Source organism: Pseudomonas sp. PDM30 (assembly GCF_019218985.1).
Lineage (GTDB): Bacteria > Pseudomonadota > Gammaproteobacteria > Pseudomonadales > Pseudomonadaceae > Aquipseudomonas > Aquipseudomonas jessenii.
On sequence record NZ_JAHUWM010000003.1, the window covers coordinates 140,280 to 160,038 of the forward strand.

The 19,759-nt window shown below is 61.1% G+C and carries 17 protein-coding genes; 12 read left to right on the plus strand and 5 right to left on the minus strand.

The genetic code is table 11. The features are described from left to right. The 4 genes from KW840_RS07995 to gatC all read right to left on the minus strand — a co-directional run bounded on the left by KW840_RS07995 (position 1) and on the right by gatC (position 3,737). Positions 1–375: a septal ring lytic transglycosylase RlpA family protein gene (locus tag KW840_RS07995; protein WP_008051680.1), complete on the minus strand. Its 375-nt coding sequence runs from the start codon at positions 373–375 to the stop codon at positions 1–3. Between the two features lie 149 nt (positions 376–524). Further along, positions 525–1,970, minus strand: a complete 1,446-nt coding sequence (gene gatB, locus KW840_RS08000) for an Asp-tRNA(Asn)/Glu-tRNA(Gln) amidotransferase subunit GatB (RefSeq protein WP_090453075.1) — start codon at positions 1,968–1,970, stop codon at positions 525–527. A gap of 10 nt (positions 1,971–1,980) precedes the next feature. Next, positions 1,981–3,432: an Asp-tRNA(Asn)/Glu-tRNA(Gln) amidotransferase subunit GatA gene (gene gatA, locus KW840_RS08005; protein WP_218494917.1), complete on the minus strand. Its 1,452-nt coding sequence runs from the start codon at positions 3,430–3,432 to the stop codon at positions 1,981–1,983. A 17-nt stretch (positions 3,433–3,449) separates the two neighbouring features. Further along, positions 3,450–3,737 (minus strand): Asp-tRNA(Asn)/Glu-tRNA(Gln) amidotransferase subunit GatC, encoded by a 288-nt coding sequence (gatC, locus tag KW840_RS08010; RefSeq protein ID WP_003221657.1) that lies wholly within the window; start codon positions 3,735–3,737, stop codon positions 3,450–3,452. 211 nt (positions 3,738–3,948) lie between these two features. Here gatC and mreB point away from each other — a divergent pair, with 211 nt between their 5' ends. The 8 genes from mreB (at position 3,949) to tldD (ending at position 15,258) form a co-directional block, all read left to right on the plus strand. Then, positions 3,949–4,986, plus strand: a complete 1,038-nt coding sequence (gene mreB / locus KW840_RS08015; RefSeq protein WP_002555108.1) for a rod shape-determining protein MreB — start codon at positions 3,949–3,951, stop codon at positions 4,984–4,986. A gap of 191 nt (positions 4,987–5,177) precedes the next feature. Continuing rightward, positions 5,178–6,251: a rod shape-determining protein MreC gene (gene mreC, locus KW840_RS08020; protein ID WP_371318453.1), complete on the plus strand. Its 1,074-nt coding sequence runs from the start codon at positions 5,178–5,180 to the stop codon at positions 6,249–6,251. Beyond that, the gene (gene mreD / locus KW840_RS08025) at positions 6,251–6,742 is read left to right on the plus strand and encodes a rod shape-determining protein MreD (protein WP_007970244.1); all 492 of its coding nucleotides are present in this window, start codon (positions 6,251–6,253) and stop codon (positions 6,740–6,742) included. The genes mreC and mreD overlap by 1 nt, the downstream gene beginning before the upstream one ends. A gap of 32 nt (positions 6,743–6,774) precedes the next feature. Then, the gene (locus KW840_RS08030; protein ID WP_218494918.1) at positions 6,775–7,383 is read left to right on the plus strand and encodes a nucleoside triphosphate pyrophosphatase; all 609 of its coding nucleotides are present in this window, start codon (positions 6,775–6,777) and stop codon (positions 7,381–7,383) included. A 45-nt stretch (positions 7,384–7,428) separates the two neighbouring features. Beyond that, on the plus strand, positions 7,429–8,886 hold the full coding sequence (rng, locus tag KW840_RS08035; RefSeq protein WP_008018726.1) for a ribonuclease G: 1,458 nt from the start codon (positions 7,429–7,431) through the stop codon (positions 8,884–8,886). A 75-nt stretch (positions 8,887–8,961) separates the two neighbouring features. Further along, on the plus strand, positions 8,962–12,765 hold the full coding sequence (locus KW840_RS08040; protein ID WP_218494919.1) for a YhdP family protein: 3,804 nt from the start codon (positions 8,962–8,964) through the stop codon (positions 12,763–12,765). Positions 12,766–12,948: 183 nt separating this feature from the next. Further along, complete coding sequence (locus KW840_RS08045) at positions 12,949–13,803, plus strand: carbon-nitrogen hydrolase family protein (RefSeq protein WP_218494920.1); 855 nt, start codon at positions 12,949–12,951, stop codon at positions 13,801–13,803. 12 nt (positions 13,804–13,815) lie between these two features. After that, positions 13,816–15,258 (plus strand): metalloprotease TldD, encoded by a 1,443-nt coding sequence (gene tldD / locus KW840_RS08050; RefSeq protein WP_057716428.1) that lies wholly within the window; start codon positions 13,816–13,818, stop codon positions 15,256–15,258. Positions 15,259–15,306: 48 nt separating this feature from the next. On the opposite strand, the gene yjgA is transcribed toward tldD, so the two are convergent. After that, a complete protein-coding gene (yjgA, locus tag KW840_RS08055) occupies positions 15,307–15,831 on the minus strand; it encodes a ribosome biogenesis factor YjgA (protein ID WP_056728351.1) in 525 nt (174 codons plus the stop codon). A 108-nt stretch (positions 15,832–15,939) separates the two neighbouring features. Here yjgA and pmbA point away from each other — a divergent pair, with 108 nt between their 5' ends. From pmbA to KW840_RS08075, 4 genes are all read left to right on the plus strand, one after another. After that, positions 15,940–17,286: a metalloprotease PmbA gene (pmbA, locus tag KW840_RS08060; protein WP_057716426.1), complete on the plus strand. Its 1,347-nt coding sequence runs from the start codon at positions 15,940–15,942 to the stop codon at positions 17,284–17,286. 250 nt (positions 17,287–17,536) lie between these two features. Next, positions 17,537–17,932: a hypothetical protein gene (locus KW840_RS08065; protein ID WP_057716425.1), complete on the plus strand. Its 396-nt coding sequence runs from the start codon at positions 17,537–17,539 to the stop codon at positions 17,930–17,932. After that, the gene (locus tag KW840_RS08070; protein ID WP_218494921.1) at positions 17,925–19,301 is read left to right on the plus strand and encodes an aspartate ammonia-lyase; all 1,377 of its coding nucleotides are present in this window, start codon (positions 17,925–17,927) and stop codon (positions 19,299–19,301) included. The genes KW840_RS08065 and KW840_RS08070 overlap by 8 nt, the downstream gene beginning before the upstream one ends. Before the next feature lie 27 nt (positions 19,302–19,328). Next, a complete protein-coding gene (locus KW840_RS08075) occupies positions 19,329–19,757 on the plus strand; it encodes a DUF2753 domain-containing protein (protein ID WP_218494922.1) in 429 nt (142 codons plus the stop codon). Positions 19,758–19,759: the final 2 nt, after the last annotated feature.

The following is a 19,759-nucleotide window of genomic DNA, read 5'->3' on the forward strand; positions in this document are numbered from 1 at the left end:
TCAGTCGTCGAGGGCTTGCACGCGAACCCGCGCGGTGCCGCTGCGCAGCATGCCCAGGCGCTCGGCGGCTTCCTTGGACAGGTCGATCAGGCGGCCCCGGGTGTGCGGCCCGCGATCATTGATGCGCACCACGCAGGATTTGTCGTTATTCAGATTGGTGACCTTCACCCGTGTACCGAAGGGTAGCTGGCGATGGGCGGCGGTCATGGAATTCATGTTGAAACGCTCGCCGTTGGCGGTGCGTTTGCCTTGGTGTTTGGCGCCGTAGTACGAAGCCACGCCGGTTTTGTCGTAGCCATGCGGATCGACGGTGTCGGTGCTGGCGCAACCGGCCAGGAGCGAAAGGAGGGCGCAAAGTCCAAGTAGACGCTTCATTTGAAAGCTTCCGAAAACAAATGTGGGAGCGAGCTTGCTCGCGATTGGCATTCTGACAGTCAACTTTGTGTTGAGTGCCGGACCGCTATCGCGAGCAAGCTGGCTCCCACAGGGAATGGAGCCAGATTTTAGAGCTGGCTCCATTCTCATCAGCCTTCGAGCTTGCTTTTGAGCAGTTCGTTGACCTGTTGCGGGTTGGCCTTGCCTTTGGAGGCTTTCATGGCCTGACCGACGAAGAAGCCGAACATCTTGCCGCGCTTGGCTTCGTCTGCCGCGCGGTATTGTTCGACCTGCTCGGCGTTGGCCGCGAGCATTTCGTCCAGCACCGCCGAGATGGCGCCGGTGTCGGTCACTTGCTTGAGGCCGCGCTTGTCGATGATCTCGTCTGCGCTGCCTTCGCCGTTGGCCATCGCTTCAAACACCACCTTGGCGATCTTGCCGGAGATAGTGTTGTCCTTGATGCGCAGCAGCATGCCGCCCAGAAGCTCGGCGGAAACCGGCGACTCTTCGATGTCCAGGCCTTGCTTGTTGAGCAGGCTGCCCAACTCGACCATCACCCAGTTCGCCGCCAGTTTGGCGTCGCCGCCGATGCTCGCGACTTTCTCGAAGTAATCGGCTTGCTCGCGGCTGGTGGCCAGCACGCTGGCGTCGTAGACCGACAGACCGAACTGCTCCTGGAAGCGCTCGCGCTTTTGCGGTGGCAATTCCGGCAGGGTGGCGCGCACGTCGTCGAGGAACGAGTTCTCGATGACCACTGGCAACAGGTCCGGATCGGGGAAGTAACGGTAGTCGTTGGCTTCCTCTTTGCTGCGCATCGGACGGGTCTCGTCCTTGTTCGGGTCGTACAGGCGGGTCTGCTGGATCACCTTGCCGCCGTCTTCGATCAATTCGATCTGACGCTGGATTTCGCTGTTGATCGCCTTCTCGATGAAGCGGAACGAGTTGACGTTCTTGATCTCGCAGCGGGTGCCGAACTCGGCCTGGCCTTTCGGGCGGATCGATACGTTGCAGTCGCAACGCAGCGAACCTTCGGCCATGTTGCCGTCGCAGATCCCTAAGTAACGCACCAGGGCGTGGATCGCCTTGACGTAGGCCACGGCTTCCTTGGCACTGCGCATGTCCGGCTCGGAAACGATTTCCAGCAGCGGCGTGCCGGCACGGTTCAGGTCGATGCCGGTGGCGCCGCTGAATTCTTCGTGCAGGCTCTTGCCGGCGTCTTCTTCCAGGTGCGCACGGGTGATGCCTACGCGTTTGACCGTGCCGTCCTCGAGGGCGATGTCCAGGTGGCCCTTGCCGACGATCGGCAGCTCCATCTGGCTGATCTGGTAGCCCTTGGGCAAATCCGGGTAGAAGTAGTTTTTACGGGCGAACACGTTGTGCTGGCCGATCTCGGCGTCAATCGCCAGACCGAACATCACCGCCATGCGTACCGCTTCCTGGTTCAGCACCGGCAATACGCCCGGCATGCCCAGGTCTACCAGGCTGGCCTGGGTGTTCGGCTCGGAACCGAAGGTGGTGGAACTACCGGAAAAGATTTTCGACCGGGTGGTGAGCTGGGTATGAATCTCCAGCCCGATCACGACTTCCCATTGCATGTGTGTCTCCTCAGAAGCCGGTTGGGGTGCGGGTGTGCCAGTCAGTGTTCAACTGATACTGGTGGGCAACGTTCAACAGGCGACCTTCCTGGAAATACGGAGCGAGCAATTGCACGCCGACCGGCAGGCCGTCGACAAAACCGGCCGGCATCGACAGGCCGGGCAGGCCTGCGAGGTTGGCGGTGATGGTGTAGACGTCTTCCAGGTACGCAGCGACCGGGTCGCTGTTCTTGGCGCCAAGCTTCCAGGCCGGGTTCGGCGTGGTTGGGCCGAGGATGATGTCGACCTCATTGAAAGCGGCCATGAAGTCGTTCTTGATCAAGCGACGAATCTTCTGCGCCTTCAGGTAGTAGGCGTCGTAGTAACCGGCGGACAGGGCGTAGGCACCGACCATGATCCGGCGCTGCACTTCTGTCCCGAAACCTTCGCCACGGGAGCGCTTGTACAGGTCTTCCAGGTTTTTCGGGTCTGCGCAACGGTAGCCGAAACGTACGCCGTCGAAACGCGACAGGTTGGAGGACGCTTCCGCCGGGGCGATCACGTAGTACGCAGGAATCGCGTGCTGCATGTTCGGCAGGCTGATTTCCTTGAACACGGCGCCGAGCTTTTTCAGCTCTTCGACGCTGGCCATGACCAGGTCGGCAATGCGCGGGTCGAGACCGGCGCTGAAGTACTCTTTCGGCACACCGATACGCAGGCCTTGCAGCGAACCGTTGAGGCTGGCGCTGTAGTCCGGCACGGGTTCGTCGATGCTGGTGGAGTCATTCGGATCAAAGCCAGCCATACCTTGCAACAAAATTGCGCAGTCTTCGGCCGTGCGCGCCAACGGGCCGCCCTGATCGAGGCTGGAGGCGTAAGCGATCATGCCCCAGCGCGATACGCGACCGTACGTCGGTTTCAGGCCGGTGAGGTTGGTCAATGCCGCTGGCTGGCGGATCGAGCCGCCAGTGTCGGTGCCGGTAGCCGCAGGCAGCAGACGAGCGGCAACCGCCGCCGCCGAACCGCCGGACGAACCGCCTGGCACGTGTTCCAGGTTCCACGGGTTTTTCACCGCGCCGTAGTAGCTCGACTCGTTGGCCGAACCCATGGCGAATTCGTCCATGTTGGTCTTGCCCAGGGTCACGGCGCCGGCAGCGGCCAGCTTGGCGACGACGGTGGCGTCGTACGGGGCCTTGAAGTTGTCGAGCATCTTCGAGCCGCAGCTGGTGCGAATGCCCTGGGTGCAGAACAGGTCCTTGTGGGCGATCGGCGCGCCGAGCAGGGCGCCGCTCTCACCATTGGCCCGGCGGGCGTCAGCGGCTTTCGCCTGCGTCAGCGCCAGGTCTTCGGTGAGGCTGATGAAACTGTTGAGCTGCGGATCGAGCTGGGCGATGCGCGCCAGCAGGACCTTGGTCAGCTCTTCGGAGGAAAACTTTTTATCGGCGAGTCCGCGGGCGATCTCGGCCAGAGTCAATTGATGCATTGCAGGCTCTTTCCCTATTAGTCGATGACTTTCGGAACCAGGTACAGGCCGTTTTCGACCGCTGGTGCGATGGACTGGTAGGCCTCGCGGTGATTGGTCTCGGTCACGACGTCTGCGCGCAGGCGCTGGCTGGCTTCCAGTGGGTGGGCCAGCGGTTCGATACCATCGGTATCGACCGCCTGCATTTCGTCGACCAGCCCGAGAATGCTGTTAAGGGCCGAAGTGATGTGTGGAAGATCGGCATCATTAAGGCCAAGGCAGGCCAGATGAGCGATTTTTTCCACGTCGGAGCGTTCAAGCGCCATTGGGATTCTCCAGTGGAAAACAAAACGGACGGCGTCCGTGTGTTAGATTGTCGGAACACTACCGCACTTCTACGGTCATAAGGCCGCGATTGTGGGGCTTGGTGCACAGAAAAGCGGCCAATTTAACATATTGGCGCCTTGCCCAAAATCCCTGTCGTTGTTAGAGTTTGCCGCACTTTTTTACCCACGCGTTGCCTAGGGTCCCTTTCCCATGTTCAAGAAACTGCGTGGCATGTTTTCCAGCGATCTTTCCATTGACCTGGGCACTGCCAACACCCTTATTTACGTGCGCGAGCGCGGTATCGTCCTGAATGAGCCCTCCGTTGTGGCCATTCGGACACACGGTAACCAGAAAAGTGTCGTTGCTGTCGGCACCGAAGCCAAGCGCATGCTGGGTCGTACGCCGGGCAACATTGCTGCCATTCGTCCGATGAAAGACGGCGTGATCGCCGACTTCAGCGTGTGCGAAAAAATGCTGCAGTACTTCATCAACAAGGTTCACGAAAACAGCTTCCTGCAGCCTAGCCCACGCGTGTTGATCTGCGTTCCATGCAAATCCACCCAGGTTGAGCGTCGTGCCATCCGTGAATCGGCCCTTGGCGCCGGTGCCCGTGAAGTGTTCCTGATCGAAGAGCCAATGGCCGCTGCGATCGGTGCCGGCCTGCCGGTTGAAGAAGCTCGCGGTTCGATGGTCGTGGATATCGGTGGCGGTACCACTGAAATCGCGCTGATCTCCCTGAACGGTGTGGTTTACGCCGAATCCGTACGTGTGGGCGGCGACCGCTTCGACGAAGCGATCATCACCTACGTGCGTCGCAACTACGGCAGCCTGATCGGTGAATCCACCGCCGAGCGCATCAAGCAGGAAATCGGTACCGCGTATCCGGGCGGCGAAGTTCGCGAAGTCGACGTTCGCGGCCGTAACCTGGCCGAAGGCGTTCCACGCGCATTCACCCTGAACTCCAACGAAGTGCTGGAAGCTCTGCAAGAGTCCCTGGCAACCATCGTTCAGGCCGTGAAAAGCGCCCTGGAGCAATCGCCTCCGGAGCTGGCTTCCGATATCGCCGAACGTGGCCTGGTACTGACCGGTGGTGGCGCCTTGCTGCGTGACCTGGACAAATTGCTGGCCCAGGAAACCGGTCTGCCGGTGATCGTTGCCGAAGACCCGCTGACCTGCGTTGCTCGCGGCGGTGGCCGTGCATTGGAAATGATGGATAAACACACCATGGACCTGCTTTCCAGCGAATAAGTCGCCGGATTGCCTCTATGCTGTTGAGCGCGCAGGCGGCACTTTGCAGTGCTGCCTGTTCGCGTTTATCTTCTGTCAGTCTGCATCCAGGCCGGATTGCTGTCGTATGAATAAACAGAACATTTGCCTGGGAGGAGCGGCTTATTAAACCGCTTTTCACCAAGGGCCCTTCACTTGGCGTGCGCCTGTTGGTGCTGGTCGTGCTATCGGTCGCGCTGATGGTGGTCGATGCCCGTTTCAGTCTGCTCAAGCCTGCACGCAGCCAGATGTCGCTGGTGCTGATGGACGCCTACTGGATCACCGACCTGCCCGGACGGTTGTGGGAAGGCGTTGCCAGTCAGTTTGGCAGCCGGACCGAACTCGTCGCCGAAAACGAAAAACTCAAGACCGAGAACCTGCTGTTGCAGGGGCGCATGCAGAAGCTTGCCGCCCTGACCGAGCAGAACGTTCGGCTGCGCGAGTTGCTCAACTCTTCGGCCCTGGTCAACGAGAAGGTCGAAGTGGCCGAGTTGATCGGCATGGACCCCAACCCCTTCACCCATCGCATCATCATCAATAAAGGTGAGCGCGATGGCGTGGTCCTCGGTCAGCCGGTACTCGATGCCCGTGGCCTGATGGGGCAGGTGGTCGAGTTGATGCCCTACACCTCCCGCGTCTTGCTGCTGACCGATACCACCCACAGCATTCCGGTGCAGGTGAACCGTAACGGTTTGCGGGCGATTGCCAGCGGCACCGGCAACCCGGAACGTCTCGAGTTGCGGCATGTGGCCGATACCGCCGACATCAAGGAGGGCGACCTGCTGGTCAGCTCCGGCCTCGGTCAGCGTTTCCCGGCGGGTTATCCGGTGGCGACGGTCAAGGAAGTGATTCACGATTCCGGCCAGCCGTTTGCCATTGTCCGCGCCGTTCCGACCGCCGCCTTGAACCGTAGCCGTTACCTGTTGCTGGTGTTCAGCGACAACCGGACTGCCGAAGAGCGCGTCAACGCTGCCGCCCAGGCCCAGGAAAGCCTGGATGCGCAGGGCGGTGGGCCGATCATTCCGTCGACGGTTCCGAAACCGGTCAGCCCCGCGGTACCCGCTGTACCGGCCGCCGCACCGGCGATTCCTGCGACGGCGGCGCCTGCGGCCACCGCGCCAGCCAAGCCAACCACCACGCCAGCCAAGCCTGCGGCGGCTAAACCGCCGGCGGCGCAACCCGCTGCCGCGAAGCCTGCCGCCAAACCGCCAGTGTCCGCGCCGGCCACTCCAGTGGGGAGAGAATAATGGGCGGTGTGAAAGCATCCCGAAACGGCTGGATAGTCTGGCTGACGTTCGCCGTCGGTCTGCTGTTGAGCGTTTCGCCTCTGCCGCAATTCATGGAAATCCTGCGCCCGCTGTGGCTGGCCTTGTTGCTGGCATTCTGGGCGTTGAACCTGCCGCAGACCGTCGGGATGGTGACGGCGTTTTGCCTGGGGCTGGCTGAAGACGTTCTCTACGGTACCTTGCTGGGTCAGAATGCCTTGATCCTGACGCTCATCACCTATCTGGTGCTGGCGCTGCAGCAACGCCTGCGGATGTTCCCGATGTGGCAGCAGAGCCTGGTGATCCTGGTGATCTTCGGCCTCGCCCAGCTAGTACAGCTGTGGCTCAGTGCCTTGACCGGCAATCGTCAGCCGACGTTGGCGCTGGTGCTGCCGGCACTGGTCAGTGCGCTGCTCTGGCCCTGGATCAGTTTCGGTTTGCGCGGACTGCGTCGACGCTACAAAATTAATTAATTCGCTCAGGCATTGGACAGGGAGAGGTCTTGATGAAACGGTTGTACCTCGCCTCTGGTTCGCCGCGTCGACGTGAATTGCTCACGCAGATCGGCGTTGCGTTCTGCGCCGTCAATGCGGACATCGATGAAACTCCTTTAGCTCAAGAATCCCCATCGGCCTACGTCGAGCGTCTGGCACGCGGCAAGGCCGAGGCCGGGCGCGGCGGCGTCGTGTCTGACGAACCATTCTGCGTGCTCGGTGCCGATACCGCCGTGGTACTCGATGGAAAAATTCTCGGCAAACCGGTTGATCAAGCGGATGCGTGCGCCATGCTGACGATGCTGTCAGGGTGTGAACATGAAGTCCTGACCGCGATTGCCGTGCTCGATGGCGGACGTTGCGAATCCCGGGTTGTCACCAGCCGGGTACGTTTTCGAGATATCAGTCGTGAGGAAGCCGCAGCCTACTGGGCCAGCGGCGAACCACGGGACAAGGCGGGCGGTTATGGCATTCAAGGACTGGGTGCGGTGTTTGTCGCCGGGCTCGATGGAAGTTATTCAGCGGTGGTCGGACTACCGCTTTGCGAAACCGCGGAACTGCTCGGCCATTTCGGCATACCCTGTTGGCAACCCCGGAACGCACACCAAGCAACGTTCTGAACAGATGCGGCCATTATCGTGAACATGCCTGAACGAGACCCTGCCATGAGTGAAGAGATTCTGATCAACATCACGCCGATGGAGTCGCGCGTGGCGGTGGTCGAAAACGGTGTCCTGCAAGAGGTCCACGTCGAGCGTACGCAAAAGCGCGGGATCGTCGGCAACATCTATAAAGGCAAAGTCGTGCGGGTATTGCCTGGAATGCAGGCGGCATTCGTCGATATCGGCCTGGACCGTGCCGCGTTCATTCATGCGTCGGAAATTTCCCTGCGCGAAGGCCCGGCGGTCGAGAGCATCAGTGCACTGGTGCACGAGGGCCAGAGCCTGGTGGTGCAGGTGACCAAGGATCCGATCGGTTCCAAAGGCGCACGCCTGACCACCCAGCTTTCGATTCCTTCACGCTATCTGGTGTACATGCCGCGCACGGCCCATGTCGGCATTTCTCTGAAGATTGAAGACGAAGCCGAGCGCGAACGCCTCAAACAGGTGGTCACTGATTGCGTGGCCAAGGAAGGTATCAAGGAAGCTGGCGGTTTCATCCTGCGCACGGCAGCCGAAGGCGCCGGCGCGGATGAAATCCTCATGGACATCCGTTATCTGCGCCGTCTCTGGGATCAGATCAACGCCCAGATCAAAACCATCAGTGCGCCTAGCGTAATCTACGAAGACCTTGGCCTGGCGCTGCGCACCCTGCGTGACCTGGTGAGCCCGAAAATCGAGAAGATCCGCATCGACTCCCGGGAAACCTTTCAGAAAACCACGCAATTCGTCGCTGAACTGATGCCCGAGATTGCTGACCGCCTGGAGCATTACCCGGGCGAGCGGCCGATTTTCGACCTGTATGGCGTCGAAGACGAAATCCAGAAGGCACTCGAACGCAAGGTCCCGCTCAAGTCCGGCGGTTATCTGGTGGTCGATCCGGCGGAAGCCATGAGCACCATCGACGTCAATACCGGGGCGTTCGTCGGCCACCGCAATCTCGAAGAGACCATCTTCAAGACCAACCTCGAAGCCGCGACGGCCATCGCCCGTCAATTGCGCCTGCGTAACCTGGGCGGAATCATCATCATCGACTTCATCGACATGGAAGATGAAGAGCACCAGCGCCAGGTGTTGCGCACGCTCGAAAAGCAACTGGAGCGCGATCACGCCAAGACCAACATCATCGGTATCACCGAGCTGGGCCTGGTGCAGATGACCCGCAAGCGCACCCGCGAAAGCCTTGAACAGGTGTTGTGCGAGCCGTGCAATGCCTGTCAGGGACGGGGCAAGCTCAAGACCCCGGAAACCGTTTGCTACGAAATCTTCCGTGAAATCTTGCGCGAGGCTCGCGCCTATCAGGCGGAAGGCTATCGTGTATTGGCAAACCAGAAAGTGGTGGACCGCCTGCTCGACGAAGAGTCGGGCAACGTTGCCGAACTGGAAGGGTTTATCGGGCGCACCATCCGCTTCCAGGTCGAAACCATGTATTCCCAGGAACAATACGACGTGGTGCTGCTCTGAAGCGTTTTGTTTTGATTGTTCGAGAATGGCTGGCCTCAGCTTTTTGCAAAACTTTTGCCATGGGAGCCACCTGACATGGACCGTCTGACACGCATATTGGCCGCACTGACCCGCTGGGGTCTGGGCCTGTGCGCGTTGGTTTTGGTGTTGATGGCGCTCTACGTCAGCCTTGGCCGGGAGCTGACGCCGTTAGTCGCCGAGTACCGCGCCGACATCGAAACCAAAGCCAGCGATGCCTTGGGCATGCCGTTGCAGATCGGCGAGCTTGAAGGCAACTGGAGTGGATTCGCCCCTATATTGATGGCCCGCGACGTGACGGTCGGCGACGGCGCCAATGCCTTGCACCTGGATCAGGTGCGCGCGGTGCCGGACCTTTGGGCCAGCTTGTTGGCCCGCCAGGTACGCATCGCTCATCTGGAGTTCAGCGGCCTCAAGATCAACCTCAGGCAAGGTGAGGGCGGTCAGTGGGCTCTGGAAGGTTTGCCGATGCGCCAGGACCAGCCCACCGATCCGGAGCAACTGCTCAATCAGATGCAGATGATCCAGCAACTGTCGGTGCTCGACAGCCAGGTGACCTTGCAGCCGTTTGGCGAATCGCCGCTGACCCTGACTTATGTCGGCCTGAGTCTGAAAACCGGAGCGTCACGGCAGCGGCTCGACGCACGGCTGACCCTGCCGGACGGGCAACCAGTGGCCATGAGTCTGCGTACCCGTATTCGAGCCAGCCAATGGAAGGACGGTGAAGCCGAGGTCTACCTGAGCCTGCCGCAAAGCGACTGGTCGAAGTGGTTGCCTGAACGTCTGACCCAACAGTGGAATTTTTCCGAGATCAAGGCCGGCGGCGAGCTGTGGGTGACTTGGGGCAAAGGCGCCTTGCAAAGCGCTGCGGTGCGCGTGAACGCGCCACAACTCAAGGGCGCCTACGCCGAGCGCAAGCCGATCCAGATCAATAACCTGGCGCTCAATGGTTACTTCCAGCGCAGTGCCAAAGGTGCGTCAGTGACTCTGGACTCCCTGGCGATGAACTTCGGCGAGACTCGCTGGGAAACGCATCTGCAGCTCACGCAAAACGCCGCCACCGATAAAACCGAAGAACTCTGGCACCTGCAAGCCGACCGGGTTGATCTCACGCCGCTGACCCCGCTGCTCAACGCCCTGGCGCCGTTACCAGAGGGTTTTGCCACGGTCGTCGAGCGGCTCAAGGTCACGGGTGGCCTGCGTAACGTGCTGATCGACTTCCGCCCCAATGCCACCGACGACAGCAAGTTCGGGTTTGCCGCCAACCTCGACCAGGTGGGCTTCGACGCCTATCACGGTGCGCCGGCGGCGCGAAATGTCAGCGGCAGCATCAGCGGTGATCTGGGGCACGGCGAACTGCGCATGGACAGCAAGGATTTCATGCTGCACCTGGACCCGATTTTCGCCAAGCCATGGCAGTACATTCAGGCCAATGCGCGGCTGACCTGGAAACTCGATAAAGAAGGTTTCACCCTGATCGCGCCGTATCTGAAAGTGCTGGGCGAGGAAGGCAAGATCGCCGGCGACTTCCTGATTCGCCTGTATTTCGATCACACCCGGGAAGACTACATGGACCTGCGGGTCGGCCTGGTGGACGGTGACGGTCGCTACACCGCCAAGTACTTGCCCACGGTCCTCAGTCCGGCGCTGGACGAATGGTTGCGCACGGCGATTCTCAAGGGCGCGGTGGATCAAGGCTTCTTCCAGTATCAAGGGTCGCTCAGCCCCGGTGCCGCGGATGTCGATCGCAGCATCAGCCTGTACTTCAAGGTTCACGATGCCGAACTGGCCTTCCAGCCGGGCTGGCCCCATGTCAGCAAGGTCAGCGGCGATGTGTTTGTCGAAGACAGCGGCGTGCGGATTCTGGCCAGCACGGGCCAGTTGCTCGACACCCAGGTCAACGATATCTACGTCGACATTCCCCATGTGCCGGCCGGGCAGAACGTTCATTTGTTCCTCGATGGCGGATTTGCCGGCGGTTTGGGCGATGGCCTGAAAATCCTCCAGGAAGCACCGATCGGCACCGCAGCAACCTTTGCCGGCTGGGAAGGCGAGGGTGACCTGCAAGGCAAGTTGAAACTCGATATTCCCCTGGCAAAAGGCGAGGAGCCGAAGATCCTCGTCGATTTCAAGACCGCCAGGGCGCGCTTGAAGCTGGCCGAACCTGCGCTGGAACTGACCCAACTCAAAGGTGATTTCCGTTTCGACAGCGGCAAAGGCCTGACCGGGCAGAACATCAGCGCCCGGGCGTTCGACAAACCGGTCACCGCACAGATATTTGCCGATGGCAGCCCGGGCAAGCACAGTACCCGGGTGGCCGCGTCAGGGCAGGTCGAGGTCAAGAAACTGACCGACTGGCTGAAGGTCACCCAGCCTCTGCCGGTGAGCGGTGTGATCCCGTATCAACTGCAACTGACCCTGGACGGCGCCGACAGCCAGTTGATGGTCAATTCCAGCCTCAAGGGCGTGGCCGTCGATTTGCCTGCACCGTTCGGCATTACCTCCGAGGCCGGGCGCGACACCACGTTCCGCATGACCTTGCAGGGCGCCGAGCGGCGTTATTGGGTCAACTACGGGGACTTGGCGAGTTTCACGTTCGCGGCCCCGGCCAGTAGTTTCGCCGACGGTCGCGGGGAGTTGTTCCTCGGTGGCGGCGAGTCCGTCTTGCCTGGTACCAAAGGCTTGCGGATACGGGGCGTGCTGTCGGAGCTGGACGTTGGCCCGTGGAAGGATCTGGTGGACAGATACGCCGGACAAGACCCCGGCGGCAGCGCCAGGCAACTGCTCAGCGGCGCGGATTTCAAGGTGGGCAAACTCAGCGGTATCGGCACCACCCTCGATCAGGCCTCGATCCAGCTGGCGCGCAAGCCTTCCGCCTGGGCGCTACAACTGGGCAGCCAGCAGATCAATGGCAGCGCCAGCCTTCCCGATGCGAAAGCCACGCCGATCACGATCAATCTGCAAACTGTGCGCCTGCCCGCACCGGACCCGACCGTGCTGGCCGATGAAAACTCGCCGGATCCGCTGGCGTCGGTGGACCCGACAAAAATCCCCGCGATGGACATCACCATCAATCAGCTATTCCAGGGGCAGGATCTGGTGGGGGGCTGGTCGCTGAAAATTCGTCCGACGCCCAAGGGCATAGAGTTCAACTCCCTGGACCTGGGCCTCAAGGGCATGCTGTTGGTGGGCAGCGGTGGTTGGGAAGGCGTGCCTGGCGCCAGCAACAGCTGGTACAAGGGTCGTATCAGCGGCAAGAACCTCGCCGATGTGCTCAAGGGCTGGGGGTTTGCGCCGAGCGTCACCAGCCAGGACTTCTATATGGATGTCGATGGCCGCTGGCCTGGCTCACCGGCCTGGGTGGCGACCAAGCGTTTCTCCGGCACGCTTGATGCGACCCTCAATCAGGGTCAGTTCGTCGAGGTTGAGGGCAGTGCCCAGGCGCTGCGGGTATTTGGCTTGCTCAACTTCAACTCCATCGGCCGGCGCCTGCGCCTGGATTTCTCCGACCTGTTCGGCAAAGGCCTGAGTTATGACCGGGTCAAGGGGCTGCTGGTCGGGACCAATGGTGTGTATGTCACCCGTAAGCCGATCCAGCTGACGGGCCCGTCGAGCACCATTGAACTCGACGGCACCCTGAACATGGTGGCCGATCAGATCGATGCGAAACTGATGGTGACCTTGCCGGTGACCAATAACCTGCCGATTGCCGCATTGATCGTCGGTGCACCCGCGGTCGGCGGGGCGCTGTTCCTGATCGACAAGCTGATCGGAGACCGGGTCGCCCGTTTCGCCAGTGTGAAGTACACCGTCAAAGGGCCTTGGAAAGAACCGAAGATTGCCTTCGACAAGGCTTTTTGAAACGCCATCCTTCGGGCCTATGGAGTAGCATGGCCATTGCGGCTCGCCCCCTGTAGGAGCGAGCCCGCTCGCGATGGACGTGAACGATGACGCAGGCTGTCTGAAAAAACGCGTCGCATTCAAACTCATCGCGAGCAAGCTCGCTCCTACAAGGTCTGTGTTGGTTTCAATAAGGAAAAGGCCATGTCTCTAGCGGTGATTCAAATGGTCAGCCAGAGCGATGTGCTGGCCAATCTGGCCCAGGCCCGTCGGCTGCTCGAGCAAGCGGCCGCCGGTGGCGCGAAGCTCGCGGTATTGCCGGAAAACTTCGCCGCCATGGGCCGGCGCGACATTGCCGACATCGGGCGCGCCGAAGCACTGGGCGAAGGCCCGATCCTGCCCTGGTTGAAACAGACCGCACGCGACCTCAAGTTATGGATTGTGGCCGGCACGTTGCCGTTGCCGCCGGTGGATCAACCGGCGGCCAAGGTGCATGCCTGTTCGTTGCTGGTCGATGACCAGGGTGAAACGGTGGCGCGCTACGACAAGCTGCACCTGTTCGACGTCGACGTGGCCGACAATCGCGGCCGTTATCGTGAATCCGATGACTATGCTTATGGCAGTGGGGTCGTGGTGGCGGACACACCGGTTGGGCGGGTTGGCCTGACGGTCTGTTACGACTTGCGCTTCCCGGAGCTGTACAGCGAATTGCGCGCGGCCGGCGCGGAACTGATTACCGCCCCTTCGGCTTTCACGGCGGTGACCGGCGCGGCGCATTGGGATGTGCTGATTCGCGCACGGGCCATCGAGACACAATGTTATGTGCTCGCGGCTGCCCAGGGTGGGACGCATCCGGGGCCGCGGGAAACTTTCGGTCATGCTGCCATCATCGACCCGTGGGGGCGTGTGCTGGCACAACAGGATCAAGGCGAGGCCGTGCTGCTGGCCGAACGCGACAGCAGCGAACAGGCGTCCATCCGGGCGCGGATGCCGGTGTCCAGTCACCGGCGCTTTTTCTCGCAGGGCGCCCAGCGACCTGCATCAGAACGACGAATTTAAGGCGTAAAGCATATGAGCGAGTTGTTGTCCTCAGTCAGTGAACACCTGCTGGCGCCCGGTGGCGTCACGATCGAGAGCCTGCAAGGCGTGCTAGGCGACCTGGCCGGGCCGGGCATCGATGCGGCCGACCTGTATTTCCAGGGGCAGATCTCCGAGTCCTGGGCGCTGGAAGACGGCATCGTCAAGGAAGGTAGCTTCAACCTTGACCAAGGTGTGGGCGTGCGCGCGCAATCGGGTGAAAAAACCGGTTTTGCCTACAGCAATGCCATCACCCTGGAAGCCCTTGGCGCGGCGGCGCGGGCCGCCCGTTCGATTTCCCGCGCTGGCCAGAATGGCACTGTGCAGGCATTCACCAGCCAGGATGTCGCGCAGTTGTATGCGCCGGACAATCCCCTGGAAGTGCTGACCCGTGCCGAGAAAGTCGATTTGCTCAAGCGAATCGATGCCGCGACCCGCGCCCTCGACCCTCGCATCCAGCAAGTCACCGTGAGCATGGCCGGTGTCTGGGAACGGATTCTGGTGGCTTCCACCGACGGCGGTCTGGCGGCGGATGTACGGCCGCTGGTGCGCTTCAACGTCAGCGTGATCGTCGAGCAGAACGGTCGCCGCGAGCGCGGGGGGCATGGCGGTGGCGGTCGGACCGATTACCGTTATTTCCTCGGCGAAGACCGCGCCATGGGCTATGCCCGTGAAGCGTTGCGCCAGGCGCTGGTCAACCTCGAAGCCATTCCGGCACCGGCCGGTACCTTGCCGGTGGTGCTCGGTTCCGGCTGGTCGGGCGTGTTGCTGCACGAAGCGGTCGGTCATGGTCTGGAAGGCGACTTCAACCGCAAGGGCAGTTCGGCCTACAGCGGTCGCATGGGCGAGATGGTTGCGTCGAAGCTGTGCACCATTGTCGATGACGGCACCCTGGCCGGTCGCCGTGGCTCGTTGAGTGTCGACGACGAAGGCACGCCGACCGAGTGCACCACGCTGATCGAAAACGGCGTACTCAAAGGCTACATGCAGGACAAGCTCAACGCCCGCCTGATGGGCGTGGCACGCACCGGTAACGGCCGTCGCGAATCCTACGCGCACCTGCCGATGCCGCGCATGACCAACACCTACATGCTCGCCGGCGAAAGCGACCCGGCGGAAATCATCGCTTCGGTGAAGCGCGGCATTTACTGCGCCAACCTGGGTGGCGGTCAAGTGGACATCACCAGCGGCAAGTTCGTGTTCTCCACCAGCGAGGCGTACCTGATCGAGGACGGCAAGATTACCGCTCCGGTCAAGGGCGCGACCCTGATCGGCAACGGGCCGGAAGCCATGAGCAAGGTGTCGATGGTCGGTAATGATCTGTCGCTGGACAGCGGCGTGGGTACGTGTGGCAAGGATGGGCAGTCGGTGCCGGTGGGTGTCGGCCAGCCAACGCTGAAGATTGATGCGATCACCGTGGGTGGCACGGGGTCGTAAGAAGTGAGGCTGCGGGTGAGCTGCGAGGCAGCTCACCCGCTTCGAGAATTAACGCAGACCGCGTTGAGTCTCGTCCAGCTCACGGATGTACTTGAAGATTTTACGGCTGGAAGCAGGAGGTTTGTTTTGCGCAACCTCATGCTGGGCCTGACGGATCAGGGAGCGCAATTGCTGGCGGTCCGCGTCCGGGTAGTCGACGACGAATTTTTCCAGTACGGCATCGTCGCCGGCAATCAGACGATCGCGCCAGCGTTCCAGGTTATGGAAGCGTTCGTTGTATTGACGGGTGGAGGCATCGAGTTGATCGAGCAGAACCAGAATGGCGGCAGTGTCCTGATCGCGCATCAGTTTGCCGATGAACTGAAGGTGCCGTTTTCGCGCGATGTTCGCGGTGTGCTTGGGCGCATCGGCCAGAGCCCGACGCATTCCGTCGGTCAAGGGCAGTTTTGCCAGCAAGTCAGGCTTGAGTGTTGTAAGGCGCTCGCCAAGGTCAACCAGAGCATGCAGCTCGCGTTTGACCTGGGATTTGCTTTTTTCTCCCGTATCGAGGGAGTCGTCGTAAGAATCAACCATGGTGGCCGTCCGCAAAGAAACGCCGCCATGATAACCAGTCGGGGGCCGCTTGTCCGGCCCGGTCGCTCGATGACCGTTACCGAAAGCAGAATTTGAGTGGAGAACAGCATGAGTGCAGTTGAAAGCGTCGGCCCACAAGCGTTGCCGGCACTGCAGGAACAAGTCGAGCAGATCATCGCTGAAGCCAAGCGCCAGGGGGCCAGCGCCTGTGAAGTGGCGGTGTCGCTGGAGCAGGGGTTGTCGACTTCGGTGCGCCAGCGTGAAGTCGAAACCGTTGAGTTCAACCGCGACCAGGGGTTTGGCATCACCTTGTACGTGGGGCAACGCAAAGGCTCGGCCAGCACTTCGGCCAGCGGTCCTGATGCGATTCGCGAAACCGTCGCCGCTGCACTGGCCATTGCCAAACACACTTCGGAAGACGAAGCCTCGGGCCTTGCGGATGCCGCGCTGATGGCGCGCGATATTCCGGATTTCGACCTGTTCCACCAATGGGACATCACTCCGGAACAAGCCATCGAACAGGCCCTGGCCTGTGAAGCCGCGGCGTTTGCCGCCGACAGCCGGATCAAGAACGCCGACGGCACCACCCTCAGTACCCATCAGGGCTGCCGCGTTTATGGCAATAGCCACGGCTTTATCGGCGGTTACGCATCGACTCGGCACAGCCTGAGCTGCGTGATGATCGCCGAGGCCGATGGCCAGATGCAGCGCGATTACTGGTACGACGTGAACCGCCAGGGCAATCTGCTCGCCGACCCGGTGAGCATCGGTCAACGCGCTGCGCAACGGGCGGCGAGTCGTCTGGGCGCGCGTCCGGTGCCGACTTGCGAGGTGCCGGTGCTGTTTTCCGCAGAGTTGGCTGGGGGGCTGTTCGGCAGTTTCCTGTCGGCGATTTCCGGCGGCAGCCTGTATCGCAAGTCGTCCTTCCTTGAGGGCACTCTCGGGCAGAAGCTGTTTCCGGAGTGGCTGACCATCGACGAACGTCCGCATCTGATGCGTGCCATGGGCAGTGCAGCGTTCGACGGTGATGGTTTGGCAACCTACGCCAAACCGTTCGTCGAAAAGGGCGAGTTGGTGTCTTACATCCTCGGCACCTATTCCGGCCGCAAGCTCGGTATGCCGAGCACGGCCAACGCCGGCGGCGTGCACAACCTGTTCGTCACCCATGGCGACGAAGACCAGGCGGCGTTGCTGCGGCGCATGGGGCGTGGCTTGCTGGTGACTGAATTGATGGGGCAGGGCCTCAACATGGTGACCGGCGATTACTCCCGTGGTGCAGCGGGTTATTGGGTCGAGAACGGTGAAATCCAGTTCGCGGTCCAGGAGGTGACCATCGCCGGCAACATGCGCGACATGTTCAAGCAGATCGTTGCCGTGGGTAATGATCTGGAACTGCGCAGTAACATTCGCACGGGCTCGGTGTTGATCGAGCGGATGACGGTGGCGGGTAGCTAAGCCTCGGCCGCTTCACCAAAAGGCGCGCCACCCATTGGGTGGCGCGCCTTTTTTGTTGGCTACAACTCAGATCCCCTGTGGGAGCGAGCCTGCTCGCGATAGCAGCGTGTCAGACGAAATCAATGTTGAAAGTGATGACGCCTTCGCGAGCAGGCTCGCTCCCACAATGGATCTGCCATGTCGGCACGGCCTTGTTTTGGTTCTCATTATCATATAATAATAAATCTCATTACCGAATGAGCCCCGGATCATGAGTTCTGCCTTGCACGAGCAGCCTTACCTCGAAAGCTGGCGCTGGATGAGTCGCCAGATCCGTTGCGCGATGAACCCCGACGAGCCTCGCCTGATCGACCACTACCTGGCCGAAGGCCGGTACCTGGCGTGTTGCACGGCCACCTCACCCTGGACCGTCGCCGAAACTGCCTTCCGATTGTTGCTCGATACCGCCGCCGATGTCGCGCTGCCGTGGCATTGGCGCACTTACTGTCTTGACCAGGCCTGGCGCCCGCTGCGCGAACTGGAACGCCTCTCGTTGTGCAAATGCCGCCTCAAGCGCTGGCAGAGCTACACCTGGCAACTCGCTACCTGTGAGTTGCAGCCCTCGATTCCTCTCATAGAACTGATGCAAGGATCTCCCGATGAGTAATACCCGTATCGAACGCGACAGTATGGGCGAGCTTCAGGTCCCGGAAGACGCCCTCTACGGCGCACAGACCCAGCGTGCGGTGGATAACTTCCCGATCAGCGGCAAACCGATGCCGGTTCAGTTCATCCGCGCGTTGATCCTGGCCAAGGCAGCGGCCGCCCGCGCCAACGTCGAGCTCAAGCAGATCGGCGAAGCCCAGGGCAAAGCCATCGTCGACGCAGCCCAGGGCTTGCTCGAAGGTGATTTCATGCAGCACTTCCCGGTGGATGTGTTCCAGACCGGTTCCGGCACCAGCTCGAACATGAACGCCAACGAAGTGATCGCCACGCTGGCCAGCCGTTTGCTGGGCGAGGCGGTGAACCCCAACGATCACGTCAATTGCGGGCAGAGCAGCAACGACATCATCCCGACCACCATTCACGTCAGCGCAGCACTGGCGCTCCATGAGCAACTGCTGCCGGCGCTGACACATCTGGTGCAGGTCATCGAGCGCAAGGCCGAGCAGGTTCATCACCACGTCAAAACCGGGCGTACGCACCTGATGGACGCCATGCCGGTGCGCATGAGCCAGGTGCTCAACGGTTGGGCGCAGCAGCTCAAGGCCAACATCGGCCATCTGCAGGGCTTGCAGCCAAGCCTGCAATCCCTGGCTCAAGGCGGCACGGCGGTGGGCACGGGTGTCAACGCCCACCCCGAGTTCGCGGCGCGTTTCAGCCAGCAGCTAAGCAAATTGACCCGGGTCGAGTTCCAGCCAGGCAAGGACCTGTTCGCGCTGATCGGCTCCCAGGACACTGCCGTTGCCGTCTCCGGACAGCTAAAGGCCACCGCCGTATCGCTGATGAAAATCGCCAACGATCTGCGCTGGATGAACTCCGGCCCACTGGCCGGCCTTGGCGAGATCGAACTGCAAGCCTTGCAGCCGGGCTCTTCGATCATGCCGGGCAAGGTCAACCCGGTCATTCCAGAGGCCACCGCGATGGTCGCGGCTCAGGTCATCGGCAACGACAGTGTTATCACCATCGCCGGTCAGTCGGGCAATTTCGAACTGAACGTGATGCTGCCGATCATCGCCCAGAACCTGCTGAGCAGTATCGAGTTGCTGGCCAATTCCAGTCGTCTGCTGGCAGACAAGGCCATCGCCAGCTTCAAGGTCAACGAAGGCCGGATCAAGGAAGCTCTGTCACGCAACCCGATTCTGGTTACCGCGCTCAACCCGATCATCGGTTACCAGAAGGCTGCCGAGATTGCCAAGAAGGCCTATCAGCAAGGTCGGCCGGTGATTGACGTCGCACTGGAACATACCGACCTGACGCGCAGCCAGCTGGAAGAATTGCTCAACCCGGAAAAACTCACTGCGGGCGGCGTCTAAGCCCCGTTACCGCTTTGGAGGCGCACCATGGAGCACTGGAAACGCACGATCGAAAGAGCCAATCGCTTTTTCATGCTGGGTGAACTGGTCGATGCCCGCGAGGCGTACCTGCAGGCATTGGCTCTGGCCCAGGTGCTGTTCGAGCGCTGGGCGGATGCCGACGAAGCGGTAGCGGCCTGCGTGATTTCCCATCACAACCTGGCGGACCTGCACTTGCGTCTGAATCAGCCGGAGGAGAGCGCCGAATACTTGTGTGCCATCCACCAACGGCTGTTGCACACCATGCAGGACCCACGGCTACCTCAAACATTGCGAGAAGCCGCGTTGCGCCAGAGCAGCAAGACCTACGTCGAGCTGCTGAATTTCATCAGTGAGCACGGCGAGTATCCGCGTACCCATCGGCTGCTGCACATCGATGCCGCTTCGCCTGCGCCTCATCATCATGGAGTCCATTGAAC